The 16,856-nt window shown below is 42.2% G+C and carries 15 protein-coding genes and 1 pseudogene; 11 read left to right on the top strand and 5 right to left on the bottom strand.

Annotation, left to right across the window (positions count from 1 at the left end):
- Positions 1-85 precede the first annotated feature (85 nt).
- From VB620_RS18205 to petE, 5 genes are all read left to right on the top strand, one after another.
- A complete protein-coding gene (locus tag VB620_RS18205; RefSeq protein WP_323197564.1) occupies positions 86-346 on the top strand; it encodes a hypothetical protein in 261 nt (86 codons plus the stop codon).
- 174 nt (positions 347-520) lie between these two features.
- Entirely contained in the window at positions 521-1,330 is an 810-nt protein-coding gene (locus VB620_RS18200; RefSeq protein ID WP_323197563.1) for a prepilin peptidase, read from the top strand.
- A 671-nt stretch (positions 1,331-2,001) separates the two neighbouring features.
- Positions 2,002-2,952: an acetyl-CoA carboxylase, carboxyltransferase subunit beta gene (gene accD, locus VB620_RS18195; protein ID WP_323197562.1), complete on the top strand. Its 951-nt coding sequence runs from the start codon at positions 2,002-2,004 to the stop codon at positions 2,950-2,952.
- A gap of 797 nt (positions 2,953-3,749) precedes the next feature.
- Positions 3,750-4,241, top strand: a complete 492-nt coding sequence (psbV, locus tag VB620_RS18190) for a photosystem II cytochrome c-550 (RefSeq protein ID WP_323197561.1) — start codon at positions 3,750-3,752, stop codon at positions 4,239-4,241.
- Positions 4,242-4,575: 334 nt separating this feature from the next.
- Positions 4,576-4,995, top strand: a complete 420-nt coding sequence (petE, locus tag VB620_RS18185; RefSeq protein ID WP_323197560.1) for a plastocyanin — start codon at positions 4,576-4,578, stop codon at positions 4,993-4,995.
- Between the two features lie 230 nt (positions 4,996-5,225).
- Here petE and VB620_RS18180 read toward each other — a convergent pair whose 3' ends face one another.
- Together VB620_RS18180 and VB620_RS18175 are read right to left on the bottom strand one after the other, a co-directional pair.
- Positions 5,226-5,756: a hypothetical protein gene (locus VB620_RS18180; protein WP_323197559.1), complete on the bottom strand. Its 531-nt coding sequence runs from the start codon at positions 5,754-5,756 to the stop codon at positions 5,226-5,228.
- 6 nt (positions 5,757-5,762) lie between these two features.
- Positions 5,763-7,244, bottom strand: a complete 1,482-nt coding sequence (locus tag VB620_RS18175; protein WP_323197558.1) for a CIA30 family protein — start codon at positions 7,242-7,244, stop codon at positions 5,763-5,765.
- 379 nt (positions 7,245-7,623) lie between these two features.
- Here VB620_RS18175 and VB620_RS18170 point away from each other — a divergent pair, with 379 nt between their 5' ends.
- From VB620_RS18170 to hemH, 3 genes are all read left to right on the top strand, one after another.
- Positions 7,624-8,118 (top strand): HugZ family pyridoxamine 5'-phosphate oxidase, encoded by a 495-nt coding sequence (locus tag VB620_RS18170; protein WP_323197557.1) that lies wholly within the window; start codon positions 7,624-7,626, stop codon positions 8,116-8,118.
- A 115-nt stretch (positions 8,119-8,233) separates the two neighbouring features.
- Positions 8,234-9,145, top strand: coding sequence for an alpha/beta fold hydrolase (locus VB620_RS18165; RefSeq protein ID WP_323197556.1), 912 nt, complete (start codon positions 8,234-8,236; stop codon positions 9,143-9,145).
- A 344-nt stretch (positions 9,146-9,489) separates the two neighbouring features.
- Entirely contained in the window at positions 9,490-10,656 is a 1,167-nt protein-coding gene (hemH, locus tag VB620_RS18160; RefSeq protein WP_323197555.1) for a ferrochelatase, read from the top strand.
- A 73-nt stretch (positions 10,657-10,729) separates the two neighbouring features.
- Here hemH and VB620_RS18155 read toward each other — a convergent pair whose 3' ends face one another.
- From VB620_RS18155 to VB620_RS18145, 3 genes are all read right to left on the bottom strand, one after another.
- Positions 10,730-12,094 carry an NAD(P)/FAD-dependent oxidoreductase gene (locus VB620_RS18155; RefSeq protein ID WP_323197554.1) on the bottom strand — a complete coding sequence of 455 codons (1,365 nt, stop codon included), beginning with the start codon at positions 12,092-12,094 and terminating at the stop codon, positions 10,730-10,732.
- Positions 12,095-12,338: 244 nt separating this feature from the next.
- Complete coding sequence (gene purB, locus VB620_RS18150) at positions 12,339-13,634, bottom strand: adenylosuccinate lyase (protein WP_323197553.1); 1,296 nt, start codon at positions 13,632-13,634, stop codon at positions 12,339-12,341.
- Positions 13,635-13,724: 90 nt separating this feature from the next.
- Positions 13,725-15,254 carry a YifB family Mg chelatase-like AAA ATPase gene (locus VB620_RS18145; RefSeq protein WP_323197552.1) on the bottom strand — a complete coding sequence of 510 codons (1,530 nt, stop codon included), beginning with the start codon at positions 15,252-15,254 and terminating at the stop codon, positions 13,725-13,727.
- Positions 15,255-15,488: 234 nt separating this feature from the next.
- On the opposite strand from VB620_RS18145, the gene VB620_RS18140 reads away from it, so the two are divergent.
- The 3 genes and pseudogenes from VB620_RS18140 to VB620_RS18130 all read left to right on the top strand — a co-directional run.
- The gene (locus VB620_RS18140; RefSeq protein WP_323197551.1) at positions 15,489-16,094 is read left to right on the top strand and encodes a Uma2 family endonuclease; all 606 of its coding nucleotides are present in this window, start codon (positions 15,489-15,491) and stop codon (positions 16,092-16,094) included.
- A 79-nt stretch (positions 16,095-16,173) separates the two neighbouring features.
- Positions 16,174-16,524: a histidine triad nucleotide-binding protein gene (locus VB620_RS18135; RefSeq protein WP_323197550.1), complete on the top strand. Its 351-nt coding sequence runs from the start codon at positions 16,174-16,176 to the stop codon at positions 16,522-16,524.
- Between the two features lie 172 nt (positions 16,525-16,696).
- Positions 16,697-16,856: pseudogene (locus VB620_RS18130) on the top strand (photosystem II q(b) protein); the annotation flags it as partial.

The raw sequence follows: 16,856 nt of genomic DNA, 5'->3' as shown, positions 1-16,856 counted from the left end.
TCTCCCGCTAAATCTGGCAATTTGGCAACCTTTTCCGAATGTATCGGATACACTGAAAACAAACCTAGCAATTATATAGTCGATAGTGTACGCATTACGACAAGAACAAACCAAATTTACCGCCCCCAAAAACCAGACTCCTTTGATTGATCCAGCTTTAATCAGAGCAGCAGGGCAGATTTACTACATCCATTGTGAGGTACATCCTGAAATAGCTGGACAAGCTTCAGGAGTAGCAATTAATCATCTAACTCATCGGGGTAAAGTGATTTTTACTCACCAACCAGTACTCTTACCGCAAGAATGTTTTGTGCCATTAAGTCAAATAGAATCACATATGTATTAGCCCTTCGACTTACTTCGACTGCGCTCAGTACAAGTCGCTCAGGGTAAATCATTGGTCATTAGTCATTGGTTAACTTTTGATACCAGACAGACACACTCTCAACAAGTCTTTACATTCTGTGGAAAAACAGCAACTAGAGGCTAGAGTAGTGTATGCAAAGTGACAAAGGAATATATGGACATTTTGATGGTCGTCCCGGCGAGTATCATTGTCTTCGCGCTGGGTGCATCTATTGGCAGCTTTATTAATGTTGTAGTTTATCGGATACCGGCTAGGTTATCTGTTCTGTGGCCGCCTTCGCGCTGTCCCCGTTGTTTCAACCAGCTGAAAGCTAATGATAATGTCCCGGTGCTGGGATGGGTATGGTTAAAAGGCAAATGCCGTTATTGTAAAACTAAAATTTCTATCCGTTATCCTGTGGTAGAGGGGATAACGGGGATGATTTTTTTGATTATATTTTGGGAATTTCAAGTTTCAATTCTGACAATAAGCTACTGGGCTTTTTGTAGTTGGCTATTAGCCTTATCTCTCATTGACTTAGATACCATGACCCTACCTAACGTCCTGACTAAATCAGGGTTAGTTGTAGGGCTTTGCTTTCAAATGGCTATTGGTTTTTTGGCTGGAGGTTGGGTGGGATTAATTAACCACCTGATGATGGCGATAATTGCAGTGGTATTAGGATTATGGTTGTTTGATGCGATCGCCCTTTTAGGTTCCATCGCCTTGGGTAAAACTGCAATGGGCGCAGGTGATGCTAAACTAGCCGCCATGATGGGAGCTTGGTTAGGCTGGAAATATTTACTTTTAGCCAGTTTTATCGCCTGTATAGTAGGTGTGATCATTGGTGGTGGTACGATGTTGCGCTCAAAAAAAAGACAGGGACAAAAAATCCCCTTTGGACCTTTTCTGGCTTTAGGCGCAGTGATCACCGTCTTTAGCGGTGAAATCATTTTATCCAGCTACCTGGGCTTATTTTTATAACCGTGATTAGATATTAGACACTCCCCACACCTCCCACACCTCCCACACTCCCGTTTGTAGCTGTCATTACCTCACACTCCTTTTAGCTTTTGGTAATATCAGCTTGTGACTGCTATCACCCTCTTAATCTTTTTACCCCGTTAAAAATAGGGGACTACCAGACTTCCCAAGGTATTTAGATAATTTATTGGGGACTAGTGGTTCATCTGGGGTTAAGTAAATGACATCTTAATTCAGGGGTTGATGTTTCCATTTACTTGACAATGACAATAAATTTACAACAGGACTTACGCAAATTTATGAAAAAAAGCACCGCAAACCAGACAAAAAACAGAAAGTCAGGCGGGTTTAAAAACTTATTACGTAAGTCCTATAAAACATTCAGGCTAGCAGGAGACTTGTGTTCGGATCAGCATTTTCGTTAAGCTGGCAACCAAAGATGTTTTCATCAAGTCTGAATTGCTAATAAGCTTAATTTGAGATGTAGTCAGGAATCAAAAGCTAAGATGGGGTGTTATTTGCATTTGTACAAGAGCAAATCTGGAGACTTTGAAAGCGTAAGTCACAAGAGTCACAACTAAAATTGCTCTAGACTTAAAACTTTTTCAGCTAGACATCCCATAGTGGCTTGATATGTTTTCCACCTCATACCCACTTAAAAAAAGATAAAAATGGCAAACAACGAAGAATCACGTGGTTTAAAGTCTCTGTTAGATTGGTTTGCAAATCGAAAAAAATCTGGCTCTACCAACTTAGAACCCCAAGAACGAGAAATTGCTGATGGGTTGTGGCATAAATGTCCTAAATGTGGCGTACTGACCTATACAAAGGACCTCAAAGCTAACCAAATGGTCTGCGTTGAATGTGGACATCATAATCGGGTGGATAGTGATGAGCGTATCCGTCAATTGATAGATATCAATACCTGGAAACCTCTAGATGAGCATCTACGCCCCACAGATCCCCTAGAATTCCGCGATCGCAAACCCTATAGCGATCGCCTACGAGACATGGAAGATAAACTGGGTTTAATAGACGCAGTTAAAACTGGCTTGGGTCAAATCAACGGTTTACCTATAGCCCTGGGAGTAATGGATTTCCGCTTCATGGGCGGTAGTATGGGTTCAGTCGTCGGCGAAAAACTTACCCGACTTATTGAACAAGCCACACAGCGACGTTACCCTGTAATTGTTGTTTGTACTTCTGGTGGCGCGAGAATGCAAGAAGGAATGCTTTCCTTAATGCAAATGGCTAAAATCTCCGCAGCCTTAGAACGCCATCGCCAAGCCAAACTACTATACATTCCTATATTGGCTAACCCCACTACCGGCGGCGTTACCGCTAGTTTTGCCATGTTGGGAGATATCATCATTGCAGAACCCAAAGCAACCATTGGTTTTGCAGGTCGGCGAGTGATTGAGCAAACCCTGCGGGAAAAACTACCAGACGATTTTCAAACCGCAGAAGATTTGTTAAAGCATGGTTTTGTCGATGATATTGTCTCCCGCACGCAATTAAAGAACACCTTAAGCCAGTTAATTGCTCTACACCAACCCACACCAACGACACATCCTATGGTGCTATGGGAAACCATGAGTTTGACTTCCACAGCTGCTGAATAGTAGGGAGAGTGGGGGGGGAAGAAGCAGGGGGGCAGGGTGCAGGGAGCAGGGGGGAAGATTTTTAGTTTCCAATACCAAGTCCCCAATCCTCATTCCCTTGATACCCTAGATGAAAGAGCTGGTATCTGGTTGTGAACAAAAAACGCTGGGTGCAATTTTTCGGGCTGGTAATTGCGATCGCCCTCGCTATTATTAGTTGCTAAAATTTCCTATCACCAAAGTCTTCACATCCCCCCATCACCATCAAACTCAGTAGCTCGGCGGGTAATCCTGTTTTTTCGCTTGCAGGAACGAAATGATGAGTCAAATTTGCTTTAATCCCTAATAGGGATAGTGCTATTTAGTGGCAAATTTCTATATTAAAAAATATGAAGTTGATATTGACTTATTGGCCTTTCATGAAACCCCAAATATAACCATGTTTTCGGCGACAAATTGCACACTGAACATGATATTGGTATTAGAGTGACTCAATCTCTATCTGTCAGTCAATCACTATTATGGGTTTTACAAACCTACTGATTGCAGAGATAGCAACAGACTACAGTATTCCTGTAGAAACACTGTTTTCTTTGTGTAACTAACTGGAAATTGCCCATAAGCGCCAAAGGGCTGATTTGGCGTTAACAAATGTAAAGGCAATTATTTACCGCATATTGTCGGAAAAATCCCCAAAAAGTCACATCAAGGGCTATTTCGGGCTTTAGCTAATGGCAAACACAATAAATGTCATTAGAGATGGAGATTGAGCATTGCTTTATTAGCTGTGTTGAGCATCAAAATCTGGAAGGGGAAATATGTTTAGAAAACTAATTGGCGTTGTTGTTGCTACCATTTTGCTAACGTTTCAGTTAGCTGTCGGTGGTGCGACAGCAGTAGAACTGGACGAAGCTATCAGAACAGTGCCATTAAATGCTCAAGGCGATCAAGTTGTACTCAGCCTGAAGCAAGTAAAAGAAGGTAAACGGTTATTTCAATATGCTTGCGCTCAATGTCACGCTGGTGGTGTTACCAAGACTAACCAAAACGTGGGACTAGAACCAGAAGCCCTGGCACTAGCAACACCAAAACGGGATAATATTGAAGGATTGGTGGATTATATGGAAAATCCTACTACCTATGATGGTGAAGAGGAAATTTCCGAATTACACCCCAGCATTAAGAGTGCAGATATTTTCACAGAAATGAGAAATCTCACAGAAGATGACTTAACTGCGATCGCTGGTCATATTCTTTTACAACCAAAAGTAGTGGGTGATAAGTGGGGAGGCGGTAAAATTTATTACTAAACTCTTAATAGATAACTAATGTCTGGGTACTGAGTATAGATAAGTGGCTGGAAAATAGTAACTGGGGATTGTTCACTGAAAAAATTCTAGTCAATTCCCTATTTCTGATCTTTCAACCCTATATTACTCAGCACTCAGGACTCTAAAATCAACTATCAGCAAGGAGTATAGCCGTTTTTCATCCCCAAAATTAAGTCAGAGATTCCACAAGATTTACTAATGATTTAGCCCCAATTGTAAAAAAAAAGTTTTATCTATGACAGATTGTCATACTTTAGCGTTGATTTTATTTAAAATGGGGGAGGGAAATAAAAACTATAGTTAGGAGAATGCCATGAAATTGTTTGCTGCAAGCTGGCGACGTTTGACTCTATCGGTGTTGACAGTTCTTTTAGTTGTTAGCAGCTTTGTCATTTTCACACCCAGCGCTTCAGCTGATACCGTCCAGATAAAACTGGGTAGTGATAAAGGAATGCTGGCTTTTGAACCTTCAAAATTGACAGTCAAACCAGGAGATACAATTGAGTGGGTGAACAACAAAGTTCCCCCCCATAACGTTGTGTTTGACGCAGCGCTAAACCCTGCTAAAAGTGCTGATTTGGCAAAAAGTCTGTCTCACAAGCAATTGCTAATGAGTCCTGGCCAAACCCAAACCACCACAATTCCCGCAGACGCACCTGCTGGTGAATATACCTTCTATTGCGAACCTCACCGTGGTGCTGGTATGGTTGGTAAATTGATTGTCGAAGGTTAGAAAAAGCGCTATACAAGTTGCTTTTTGAAGTTTTTCTGCATAATTAGCGAAAACTAGCAATCCATACCCATAAAATGGGATGCATAGCGGTAATGAGTCTTATTCCCGTCGAGAATGTTGAACCTTTTTGGCGATCGAACAATAAACTTGTTACCGCTAATTGTTATTATTAGTCAGGACTTGATCGTTAATTGATTTTTAAAGCCTCTATTCAGATGTGATGCGATCGCCTATTTTGACTCTAGTTGAGAAACCCTCTGATCTAACTCCTTAACTTGTTGCTTTAATTCCACCACTAACGTAGCTAATTGATCAAACATTTGCTCCCGTTGGGATAAGTTACCCTCAGAATAATTTCCCTGTGGTGTGGTGAGTGATGTTGTTGTTGATGGAAATTTATTAATTTGATTCAACTGAGACTCTACTCGACTTAAGCGCGACTCTACACGATTAAAATCTGCTTTTAAATTATTAAAACGAGACTCTATTTGCTGTGATGAAGCCGGCTGAGAGAATAAACCCATCCCCAGAATAAGTAGTAGAAATCCGGCTAACATTAATCTGCGAAACATAAAATTAACTGTTTGACTGGGGACTGGGGACTGGGGACTGGGTATTGGGTATTGGGTATTGGGTATTGGGTACTGGGTATTAAAAATCTTTCCCCCCACACCTCCCACACTCCCCACACCTCCCACACCTCCCACACTCCCCACACTCCCCACACCTCCCACACCTCCCACACTCCCCACACTCCCCACACCTCCTCAATCTGGCTGTAAGTCATGAAAAAGCTGCTGCCAATTGATATAATTAGCTATCTTTTCCTCTGCTTTCACTTCTAAAGTGATTTTACTAGCATTTGATTGTTGTAGCGATCGCACACAAATTTCAGCCACATCATCACGGCTAATTTTGCCCCTAATATTATCACCTTGCTCAAAAATTAACTCCTTACCGCCAGTTTCCTCAGTTAAAGCACAAGGTCGAATAATCGTATAAGGAATCCCACTAGCGCGTAAACTATCTTCCCCCTTCAACTTCCAAGTTAAAATTCCGCCTAACTGGTCATTTAATCTCACTGCTGGCGGTTCCTCATCTAAATTAATCCCTGGTCTTCCCGGACGAGTTACCCCCGCCGAACTCACAAGAACAAACTGCGGACAAGTCTCACCACCATAAGCCTTAATTGATTCTATTTCTAAAGCAAAATTACCTGGTGAAAACTGAGGATTTAAAGCCCCATCATATTCAAACTTACTTAACATCAGTTGAAAAGAAGCAACTTGACCAGCATCAATAGGCGCAGAATCTCGCACGACCTTAGCACGAAATACCGGCACTAAATCTTGAAAAGGAACGCGAAGATTTATCCAAGTATTATCAATAGTGTCAAAAGAATAACTGTAACCCACGCCATCCCACTTCGTTTCTGTCCGTAAAAATAGTTTGTAACGCTGACCGTCACCTTTCACGCGAATTTCTACACCTTCATAACCCGATAAATTTACAGCAGGTTCCAAGTTTTTAGTTCTAATAGAAGCAAACCCACCAGAATTAGCCGTAGAAACATTACCAGCAAACACAACTGAATTTTCTAATAATTGCAGGTTACTGGCACTCACACCACCCATAACCACATCATCCACCGCACCCCAAACATTTTTTAATTCAGCCGAGGGATGAGTAAAATCGAAGATAATTTTTTCATTAGCTGGAGGTAAATATTTCGCCGCAGCTTCTACCAAGTTTTTTACACCTTGATATTCCACATTTTCGGGAGTATCTCCCACCACTTCCGGCATATAAAATTTTACACCTTGGTTATATTTAGCCCTATCCGGTGTATCTCCTTCTACAGGTTGAACTCTGACTGCTGTGCAACAAATTACAGCTTGGATATTAGCCATAACCAGAGAATTTAAAGTTTCCGGTTTAGTAATATCCCCAACTACCAAGTCAACATCATCACCAAGAATTGACCGTGCTTTCTCAATATCTCTGACTAAAGCGCGGACTGGAACAGCCTGTGCTTGTAATTTCCGCACAACTCGTTTACCCACACCACCGGTTGCACCCGCCACCAATACTACACCCACATTTCTGCCTCCATTGGGTAGATTTTGCTCATCCTTGGGACGACCTTGAATTAACTGCTGTACCCAGTTAAGCAAAGGACACACCTCAAAATAGGTTAAAGTTTCCAGAAACCGACCCAAGTCCCATCGAGAACGATTTTTGTCAGCCACAATCGCGTCCTCATCATATTTTTCTAGTTACATATATGATAACGGAAGCATTAGCAGCAATTAAGAGGCAGGGGGTACTCGTGCAGGGCGCAGGGGTAAGATAGAAACAGGACTTACGCAACAATTGCCAAAAATCTTGATTTATCTAACCGCCAAGCCGCCAAGAACGCCAAGAAAACGTAGATTATGCGTAAGTCCTAAGAAATTAACACTTATATCCTCTTCTTTGGTTACTCTGTGTACTCTGCGCCTCTGTGGTATGCGCTACGCGCACGCTACGCGAACGTTATTTCCTAAAACCTACCCAATTGCAAAACGCCTTCCATCCTCCATCTCGATCGCGTTACGATACTCAAGAAATGTTCCTAATCAAACTAACATGAGCCAAATTGAACAAGCTCAAACTGAGTATGAAAATTTTCCCCAAACCGTGGAAAGCGTAATTATTAGCACAATTAATGCAGCAGGTCTGCCCAATGCTAGTTACACTCCCTTTGTGATGGATGGTGCTAAAAATATCTATATTTACGTCAGTGGTCTAGCGATTCATACCCAAAATCTTCATGTTAATCCTCTTGTCAGTGTTTTATTTATCGAGGATGAATCGAAAACTGACCAAATTTTTGCCCGTCGCCGTTTGAGTTTTGATTGTACAGCAACTTTGATAGAGCGGGAAACTGAGAATTGGAATCAAATTGTTACCCAATTTAAAGAACGTTTTGGCGAACTGATTGAAGTTTTTCGGGGTTTACCTGACTTTCGGATTTTCCGGTTAACTCCCAGTACAGGCCGTTTTATCATTGGTTTCGGGACAGCTTATGAGATTAGTGGCGAGCAACTAGATAAACTGGTTCATATAACCGGAAATAAATAAACAGAACTTACGCAAAAGCTCGCTCAAATCCTGATTTCTCTGTGTCCTCTGCGTCTCTGTGGTTAATTATTCCGTAATTTTTGCCTAAGTCCTAATAAATTAAGTCAGTAAATTTATGCTTCAGTTTCAACCCCCCGGCTTTGGATCTAAAGTTATTCATACATCTTTAGGGACAATGGTTTACTATACCCAAACCACTGCACCTTGGTTAAATGCTGATAGAGAAGATTTACCACCCCTGCTGTTTTTGCATAACTTTGGCGGTGGGGCTTCTGCTTATGAATGGTCTCAGGTTTACCCGGCTTTTGCAGCTACGCACCGAGTTTTAGCACCAGATTTAATTGGTTGGGGAGAGTCTGCTCATCCGGTCAGAGATTATCAAGTTGGGGATTATCTGACTACTATTGCTGAGTTTATCACCCAAACTTGTGGTCAGCCCGTGACGGTGGTGGCTTCTTCTTTGACGGGTGGTTTAGCTATCCGTCTGGCTATTTCCCATCCTGATTTATTTCACAGTTTGTTTTTAGTCTGTCCTTCTGGGTTTGATGATTTTGGTCAAGGCGCTGGACGCAGGATACCATTGCCAATTATTAATTCGCCTTTATTGGATGATGTCATTTATGCTTTGGGGGCTAAAAATGAAATTGCTGTGAGAAATTTTTTGGAAAATTTTCTGTTTGGGAAGCCAGAAAGAGTGTCTTCAGAGATTGTGGCGGCTTATTTAAGTTCTGCACAAAAGCCTGATGCTAAATTTTCGGCTTTGGCATTTTTGCGGGGAGACCTGTATTTTGATTTGAGTTTGTACATACAGCAGCTGCAAACTCCTACGGTAATTTGTTGGGGTGAGAAGGCACAATTTACTAATATTAAGCTGGGGCGACGTTTAGCGAGTTTGAATCCAGGCGCGATTGGAGATTTTTATGCGATCGCAGATACAGGCATATTACCCCATCTGGAAACCCCATCTGTGATTATTGGTCTACTGCAACGATATATAAACGCACCTAATGTAACATTATGTGAATAAACAGTGCAGAATATTTAACTACCGACAGTGGAATTACTTATCCGTCTATACCGTGGGGATGGACAGATCATGAGGTAGAACTTAAGACTTGGAGAATGTGTTTTTGCCGTACAATAGATATACCTCAGAATTATTTCTCCTAATTTCCCGGTAATTTACGGGTGATTGTCGTAGCCTGATCTACGCTGTTTGTGAACATAACCACATTACCGATAGAATCTGAGTCAAATCAACCAAGAGTAACTAGAAATTCTCATCCTCATTTAGGGGTGGGAAAGTTGTAAACTAACATATATTGTTAACATTAGTAAAGAATCTGAAAAGATTGGGGGAAAATAACTGCTATGAGTCGTGTAGGCGTTTTATTACTCAATCTCGGTGGACCTGATAAGCTAGAGGATGTCGGGCCTTTTTTGTATAACCTATTTTCTGACCCGGAAATCATTCGCCTACCGTTTCGTTGGCTGCAAAAACCTCTAGCTTGGTTTATTGCTTCCCGGCGAACTACAACATCTCAAGCCAACTATAAACAAATTGGCGGCGGTTCCCCACTCAGAAGAATTACTGAGGCTCAAGGAGAAGCCCTGAAAGAACATTTAGGTGGTTTGGGAAAAGAAGTGAATATCTATGTAGGAATGCGTTATTGGCATCCTTACACAGAAGAGGCGATCGCCCAAATCGCTGCCGATCAAATCGAACACCTGGTAATTTTACCACTTTACCCACAATTTTCCATTAGTACTAGTGGTTCTAGTTTTCGGCTGTTAGATAAACTGTGGCGAGAACAGCCAGAACTTCAGCCCACTAACTATACTGTGATTCCTTCTTGGTACAAACAACCAAGTTATCTCCAAGTCATGGCAGAACTCATCGCCCAGGAACTCGACCAACTTCCCAATCCCGATGCAGCGCACATCTTTTTCAGCGCTCATGGCGTTCCTAAAAGCTATGTGGAGGAAGCCGGAGACCCCTATGAACAAGAAATTGAAGAATGTACTGCTTTAATTATGCAGACTCTCAACCGACCTAATCTTTACACCTTGGCTTACCAAAGTCGTGTGGGTCCAGTAGAGTGGCTGCAACCGTATACTGAAGATGCGCTGCAAGAACTAGGCGCAAAAGGTGTAAACGATTTAGTGGTTGTACCGATTAGTTTTGTTTCAGAACACATTGAGACTCTACAAGAAATTGACATTGAATATCGGGAAATCGCCGAAGAGTCAGGAATTCACAACTTCCGCCGCGCTGCTGCTCCCAATACTCACCCAATCTTTATTCAAGCACTAGCAGACCTGGTAATTGATGCTCTGGAAAAACCAGATTTCCAGCTTTCCCAAGCTGCACAAATGAAAAAAAGAGTGAAAATGTATCCCCAAGAAAACTGGGAATGGGGTATGACTACTAGCGCCGAAGTCTGGAATGGTCGGATTGCTATGCTGGGCTTTATTGCTTTAATTATTGAGCTAGTTACTGGTCATGGTTTGTTACATTTCATTGGGCTTTTGCAGTAAATTCACATCAGTGATTTCTTGAGATCCCCCGTATTAATCACGGGGGTTTTGTGCATCACGACTATTAAACATCCTAGAGATTCACTGGCTGCTTCTTTTCAGGGGTCTGGTAAGCACTCGTATTGTTAACACTTTGTGCTTCTACAAAAGCTTCTCGACCTGTAATCAATCGAGAACGACGGTTACGAGTAATATAATTCCACGCCCACTGAATTACTACTACTAATTTAGTATCAAACTCGATTAAGAAGTAGATGTGAATTACTAACCAAAATACCCAAGCAATGAAACCTTTGAGTTTGATTAAGCCTAAATCTACAACAGCTAAATTTTGACCAATCATCGCCAAACTACCCACGTCGTTGTACTTAAATGGTTGCAAATTCCGACCGTGAAGCCGTCTTTGAATCAGTTTGGCGACATACTCTCCTTGTTGCTTGGCTACAGGTGCAACACCAGGTAAGGGTTTATCATTTTGATGGGAAAAGTTGGCTAAATCTCCCACTACGAAAATGTTTTTATAACCCTTGATAGTCAAGTCCGGTTCTACCATCACACGTCCGGCGTGGTCACATTCTACATCTGTAGTGTGTTGTAGAACTTGACCCATTGTTGAAGCTTTTACACCTGCTGCCCATAATATAGTTTTTGAGGCAATGTCTTCAAATTCACCGTTTTCTTTGAAAGTAACGATGTTATTGTCAATATTTGTGACTCTGGCTTTAGTGTGAACCTCCACACCCAAGGATTTCAAAGCTTCTGCTGCTGCTTCCGATAAGTCTGGCGAAATGTATGGGAGAATGCGATCGCGCCCTTGCAATATTAAAATTCTCGTTTCTGAGGTGCTGATATTGCGGAAATCTTCGTGGAGAGTTTTGTATGCTAACTCTGCGATCGCACCTGCTAATTCTACACCTGTGGGACCAGCCCCCACAATCACAAAAGTTAACAAAGCTCGGCGTTTTTCCGGATCATTTTCTTTTTCTGCGGCTTCAAATGCCGAAAATATCCGGCGACGTATTTCTATCGCATCTTCCACCGTTTTCAAACCAGGAGCATATTCTTTCCATTCATCCTTACCAAAATAGGAATGGTTAGCACCAGTGGCGACAACTAATGTATCGTAAGGAATTACCTTATCATCCAAAACGACTTCTTGTGTTTTGGGGTCAATATTATTTACTTCTCCCAACAATACTCGTGTATTCTTGCTTTTCCTGAGTACAGATCGCAATGGTGAGGAAATATCAGCAGGTGACAGCGTACCAGTAGCAACTTGATATAAAAGTGGCTGAAATAGGTGAAAGTTACGTTTATCAATCAGAGTAATATCTACATTCGCTTTAGCAAGAGTCTTTGCTGTATACAGTCCACCAAAGCCACCACCAATGATTACAACTTTATGTCGTCCTGCATTATTCTCAAGTGAAGCTGGCATAAGAACTATTTCCTTGTGTTAAGAGAGTTGTAACTATTCTTAACAGAAATGTAACAAAAACATGGTATATGTTGCGGTTTATTCAGAACACTTGAACAAATAATGAAAGTAGTCAAAGTTACTAACTAGAGACAGAAGAGGCTGACCGTACCAAACTGCTTATCCCACCACATTTATCAGTCTTAATAGGCGTAAAGCCCCCGTCATTGATCCGGGGGATATAAACGAATGAATCTTCCCTTTTCTAAATATCTAGTCGTTGGTAAACCTGCTCTAAATGGCGGAGGTGTTGCTGTGGGTCAAAACAGGTGGCAATTTCTGCTGGTGACAACTTTTGGGTAACACCGGGGTCTTGACTAATTAAGTCGTGGAAGTTGCCTTCTGGCTGATTCCAAGCAGCATGGGCGCTTTTTTGGACAATAGCATAAGCTTCTTCTCGGTTCAGTCCTTTATCTATCAAAGCGAGGAGGACTTTTTGGCTAAACACTACACCGCCGTAGCAATTTAGGTTCCGTGCCATATTTTCCGGGTACACCAGGAGATTTTTCACTAATTCGGTGATTTCTACCAGCATAAAATGTGTCAAGATGCAAGCATCTGGGAAAATTACCCGTTCTACAGAACTATGGGAAATATCCCGTTCATGCCACAAAGCGACGTTTTCTAGGGCTGCACCCGCATGACTTCTGACTAGGCGAGCCATTCCCGTTAACCGTTCCGAACGGATGGGGTTACGCTTGTGAGGCATGGCTGAGGAACCTTTTTGACCTTTGGCGAAAAATTCTTCAACTTCTAAAACATCTGTTTTTTGTAAATTGCGAATTTCCACAGCAAAGCGTTCAATGGATGCTGCGATTAAGGCTAATTGTTGCACGTAGTCGGCATGGCGATCGCGCGAAATCACTTGAGTTGAGGCTGTATCAGCTTTCAGTCCCAGTTTCTCACAGGCGATCGCTTCCACTCGTGGTTCAATATTGGCATAGGTTCCCACCGCACCGGAGATTTTACCCACAGCGATGGTTTCCCGGAGAATTTTTAGCCGTTCTTGATGGCGCAACACTTCCGCTAACCATCCGGCTAACTTGAAACCAAAAGTCATTGGTTCGGCGTGGATACCATGAGAACGACCAATCATCACTGTATTACGGTGTTCTCGCGCCTTCTGGCGAATCGCCTGAATCAGATTTTCCAGGTGTGGAGACAAGACATCTAAACTAGCAACTAATTGTAGTCCTAAAGCTGTGTCTAGGACATCAGAACTAGTTAAGCCCAGATGAATGTAACGTCCAGCATCACCCACATATTCATTGACATTGGTTAAGAAGGCAATCATATCATGACGGACTTCCGCCTCAATTTCTAAAACTCGCTTCGGGTCAAAATTCGCCTTAGCTTTAATTTCTTCAACTGCCTGAGAAGGAATATAACCCAGTTCAGCTTGGGCTTCACAAACTGCAATCTCTACCTGAAGCCAGGTTTGTAATTTGTAAGTCTCAGTCCACAGGTTGCCCATTTCGGGCAGAGTATAACGCTCAATCAACGTTCGCGGCAGAATACAACTGTCATATTCTACAGTTTAATTAACCCAACCATAACTATCAGCCAGCTAAAAAATTCTCAGCTTGCTATTTTATTGCATCCTATCGATAGTCCGATACTGAATTGCTTCGGCGATATGATTAGCTTTTAATTCATCTTCTCCTGCCAAATCTGCAATAGTCCGTGCTACTTTGAGAATGCGATCGCTCGCCCTTGCAGATAACCCTAATTTTCTAATTGCTGCTTCTAATAAACTGCGGCTAGCATCATCTAACTTGCACCATTTTTGCAGATGATGACTTTGGATTTGAGCATTACAACGCAGATTTGGTTCTCCTTGGAAACGGTTAACGGCGCGATCGCGGGCTTTTTTCACTCTCTCTAAAACTGAAGTAGAAGCTTCTCCCGTGGGTTGTTGGGTAATTTCCTCTGGTTTTAAGCGATTCACCGCCACTTGTAAATCAATGCGATCCATTAAAGGACCAGAAAGTTTCGCCCAATAATTCTCCCGTTGTCTCGGTGAACAAGTGCATGGTTGAATCGTATCGCCATAGTAACCGCAAGGACAGGGATTTGTACTGGCGACTAAAGTAAATTGCGCCGGAAACATCACAGATTGTCTAGTGCGGGAAATCGTCACATAGCCATCTTCTAAAGGTTGGCGGAGAAATTCTAAAACATCGCGTTTAAACTCTGTTAATTCATCCAAAAATAAAATACCTTGGTGAGATAAAGAAATTTCTCCAGGACGAGGAAAGCTACCACCGCCAACGAGAGAGGGGCCAGAGGCGGAATGGTGGGGACTGCGGAACGGGCGATCGCGTACTAAGGAACCGCGATTTTTCAACAACCCAGCCACCGAGTAAATCCGAGTTACTTCTAAAGCTTCCGCAAACTCCAAAGAAGGTAAAATACCCGGTAAACGTCTAGCTAACATCGTTTTCCCACTCCCAGGCGGCCCCACAAAAATTAAATTGTGTCCCCCAGCAGCCGCAATTTCCAAAGCCCGACGCGCATGAGCCTGACCTTTGACATCTTTTAAATCTGCACCAGGATAAGCTGTTTTGGGTAACGGTTGGGCAATATCTGGCTCTACAGGTTTATAACGCCCTGGATTATTCAACAAATCCACCACATCAGCGATATTTTTACAGCCGTAAACCGCCAATCCTTCTACAACTGAAGCCTCTTGAGCATTATCGGCTGGAACTACTAAACCTGCAATTCCCATTTTTTGGGCTGTAGCCGCAATGGGAAGCACCCCAGCCACAGGACGTAAACTCCCATCCAGAGAAACTTCACCAAGAAACAGGTAATCTCCCAACAAATCAGGGCTAACTTGCTCAGAAGCCGCCAAAATTCCTATACTAATCGGTAAATCGAAACATGGCCCTTCCTTGCGTAAATCTGCGGGAGTCAGGTTAATTACAATTTTTCGCATCGGGAAAGCAAAACCAGCATTTTTTAACGTGGCTTTAACTCTCTCCTTAGATTCTTGTACCGCCGAATCTGGTAGTCCCAACACCACAATTCCTGGTAAACCCCCTGAAATATCGACTTCAACACCGACTTTCACGGCATCGATGCCTACAATAGATGCACTCCAGACTCTAGCCAGCATTTATTTTTACCACTAACCCTTTAAAATCTTTACCAGATGATTGGGTACAACTGCATGGGTGAAAACACTCAAGAGGATTATTAATAACCAGAAAACAAAGAAAACGTCAATAGGACTTACGCAGAAATTACGGAATAACTAACCACAGAGACGCAGAGGAATAAGGATTTCAAAGAGTTTTTGCGTAAGTCCTGATCAAGTTAAAATAATAGTAGCTAAAGATGTAGGTGACTTATGGTTCAAGCATTAACAAAACCATTAACCTTTGAAGAATTTCTGATCCAATATGGTAACAATCCCCGCTATGAACTGGCAGACGGAGAATTGATTGACATGGAACCAACTGGACCCCATGAAACCGTTGGAGGTAAACTAGCAACTCAACTGGGTATTGCCATCACTACTGCCCAACTTCCCTGGTTTATTCCTCGGACCTGTCTTATTCGTCCTTTTGCAGAAATCGCCACAGCCCGCCGTCCGGATATTGTGGTATTAGATGAAACTGTGCTTAACCATGAACCTTTTTGGCAAAATGAACCAGTCATTACTTTAGGGCAATCAATTAAATTAGTAGTTGAAGTTGTTAGCACCAATTGGGAAACAGATTATGCTCGTAAGGTTGAAGAATACGCTTTGTTAGGAATTCCTGAATATTGGATTGTTGATTATCGGGGATTGGGTGGAGTTATTTTTATTGGTAAACCGAAGCAACCCACATTTACAGTTTGTCAACTTATTGATGAAGATTATAGTCAGCAAAAATATCGTTTAGGTCAATTTATTAAATCTCCTCTTTTGCCCTCACTTCAACTACGTCTCGATGATGTTAGGCCGCGATAAAACAGCGATCGCACGCCCATGAAGAAAAAACACCAGGCGATCGCCTAAAATCTCTAACAGATGACTTAGGTAAATCTGCATGAGTGAAACCACAGAGACGATTTTCAGCAAAATTATCCGCCGAGAAATCCCCGCAAACATAGTTTATGAGGATGACTTAGCCTTAGCATTCACAGATGTTAACCCCCAAGCCCCAGTTCATATCCTCGTCATTCCCAAAAAACCCATAGTTAAATTAGCTGATGCAGAATCTCAAGACCAAGCCCTTTTAGGACATCTGCTATTAACTGTCAAACAAGTAGCCGCAGCAGCTGGATTAAACAACGGTTATCGCGTTGTCATCAATAACGGTGCTGATGGCGGTCAAACTGTCCACCATTTACATTTACATATTCTGGGAGGACGGCAGATGGACTGGCCCCCAGGTTAATCAAACCTCAATGAATCGTGTCTGAAGATGCGATTCATTAGCAAAACTAATTACATTTATAAGTAAAAAATTATTAAAATTGCTTTACAAAACACAACTTATCCTCTAAGGTAGTATTCAAGTAGGCAAGTTTACCTACTTAATTCGTAAACACGAAAGCAATTATAAAAATATGACCACAACCTTACAACAGCGCCAAAGCGCTAACGTATGGGATCGCTTCTGCGAGTGGATCACCAGCACCAACAACCGGATTTACATCGGTTGGTTCGGCGTTCTCATGATCCCCACCCTACTAGCTGCTACCACTTGCTTCATCATCGCATTCATCG

This window comes from Nodularia harveyana UHCC-0300, from assembly GCF_034931085.1.
In the GTDB taxonomy this organism is placed as follows: domain Bacteria; phylum Cyanobacteriota; class Cyanobacteriia; order Cyanobacteriales; family Nostocaceae; genus Nodularia; species Nodularia harveyana.
This window is presented reverse-complemented; position numbering and strand designations above follow the sequence as displayed.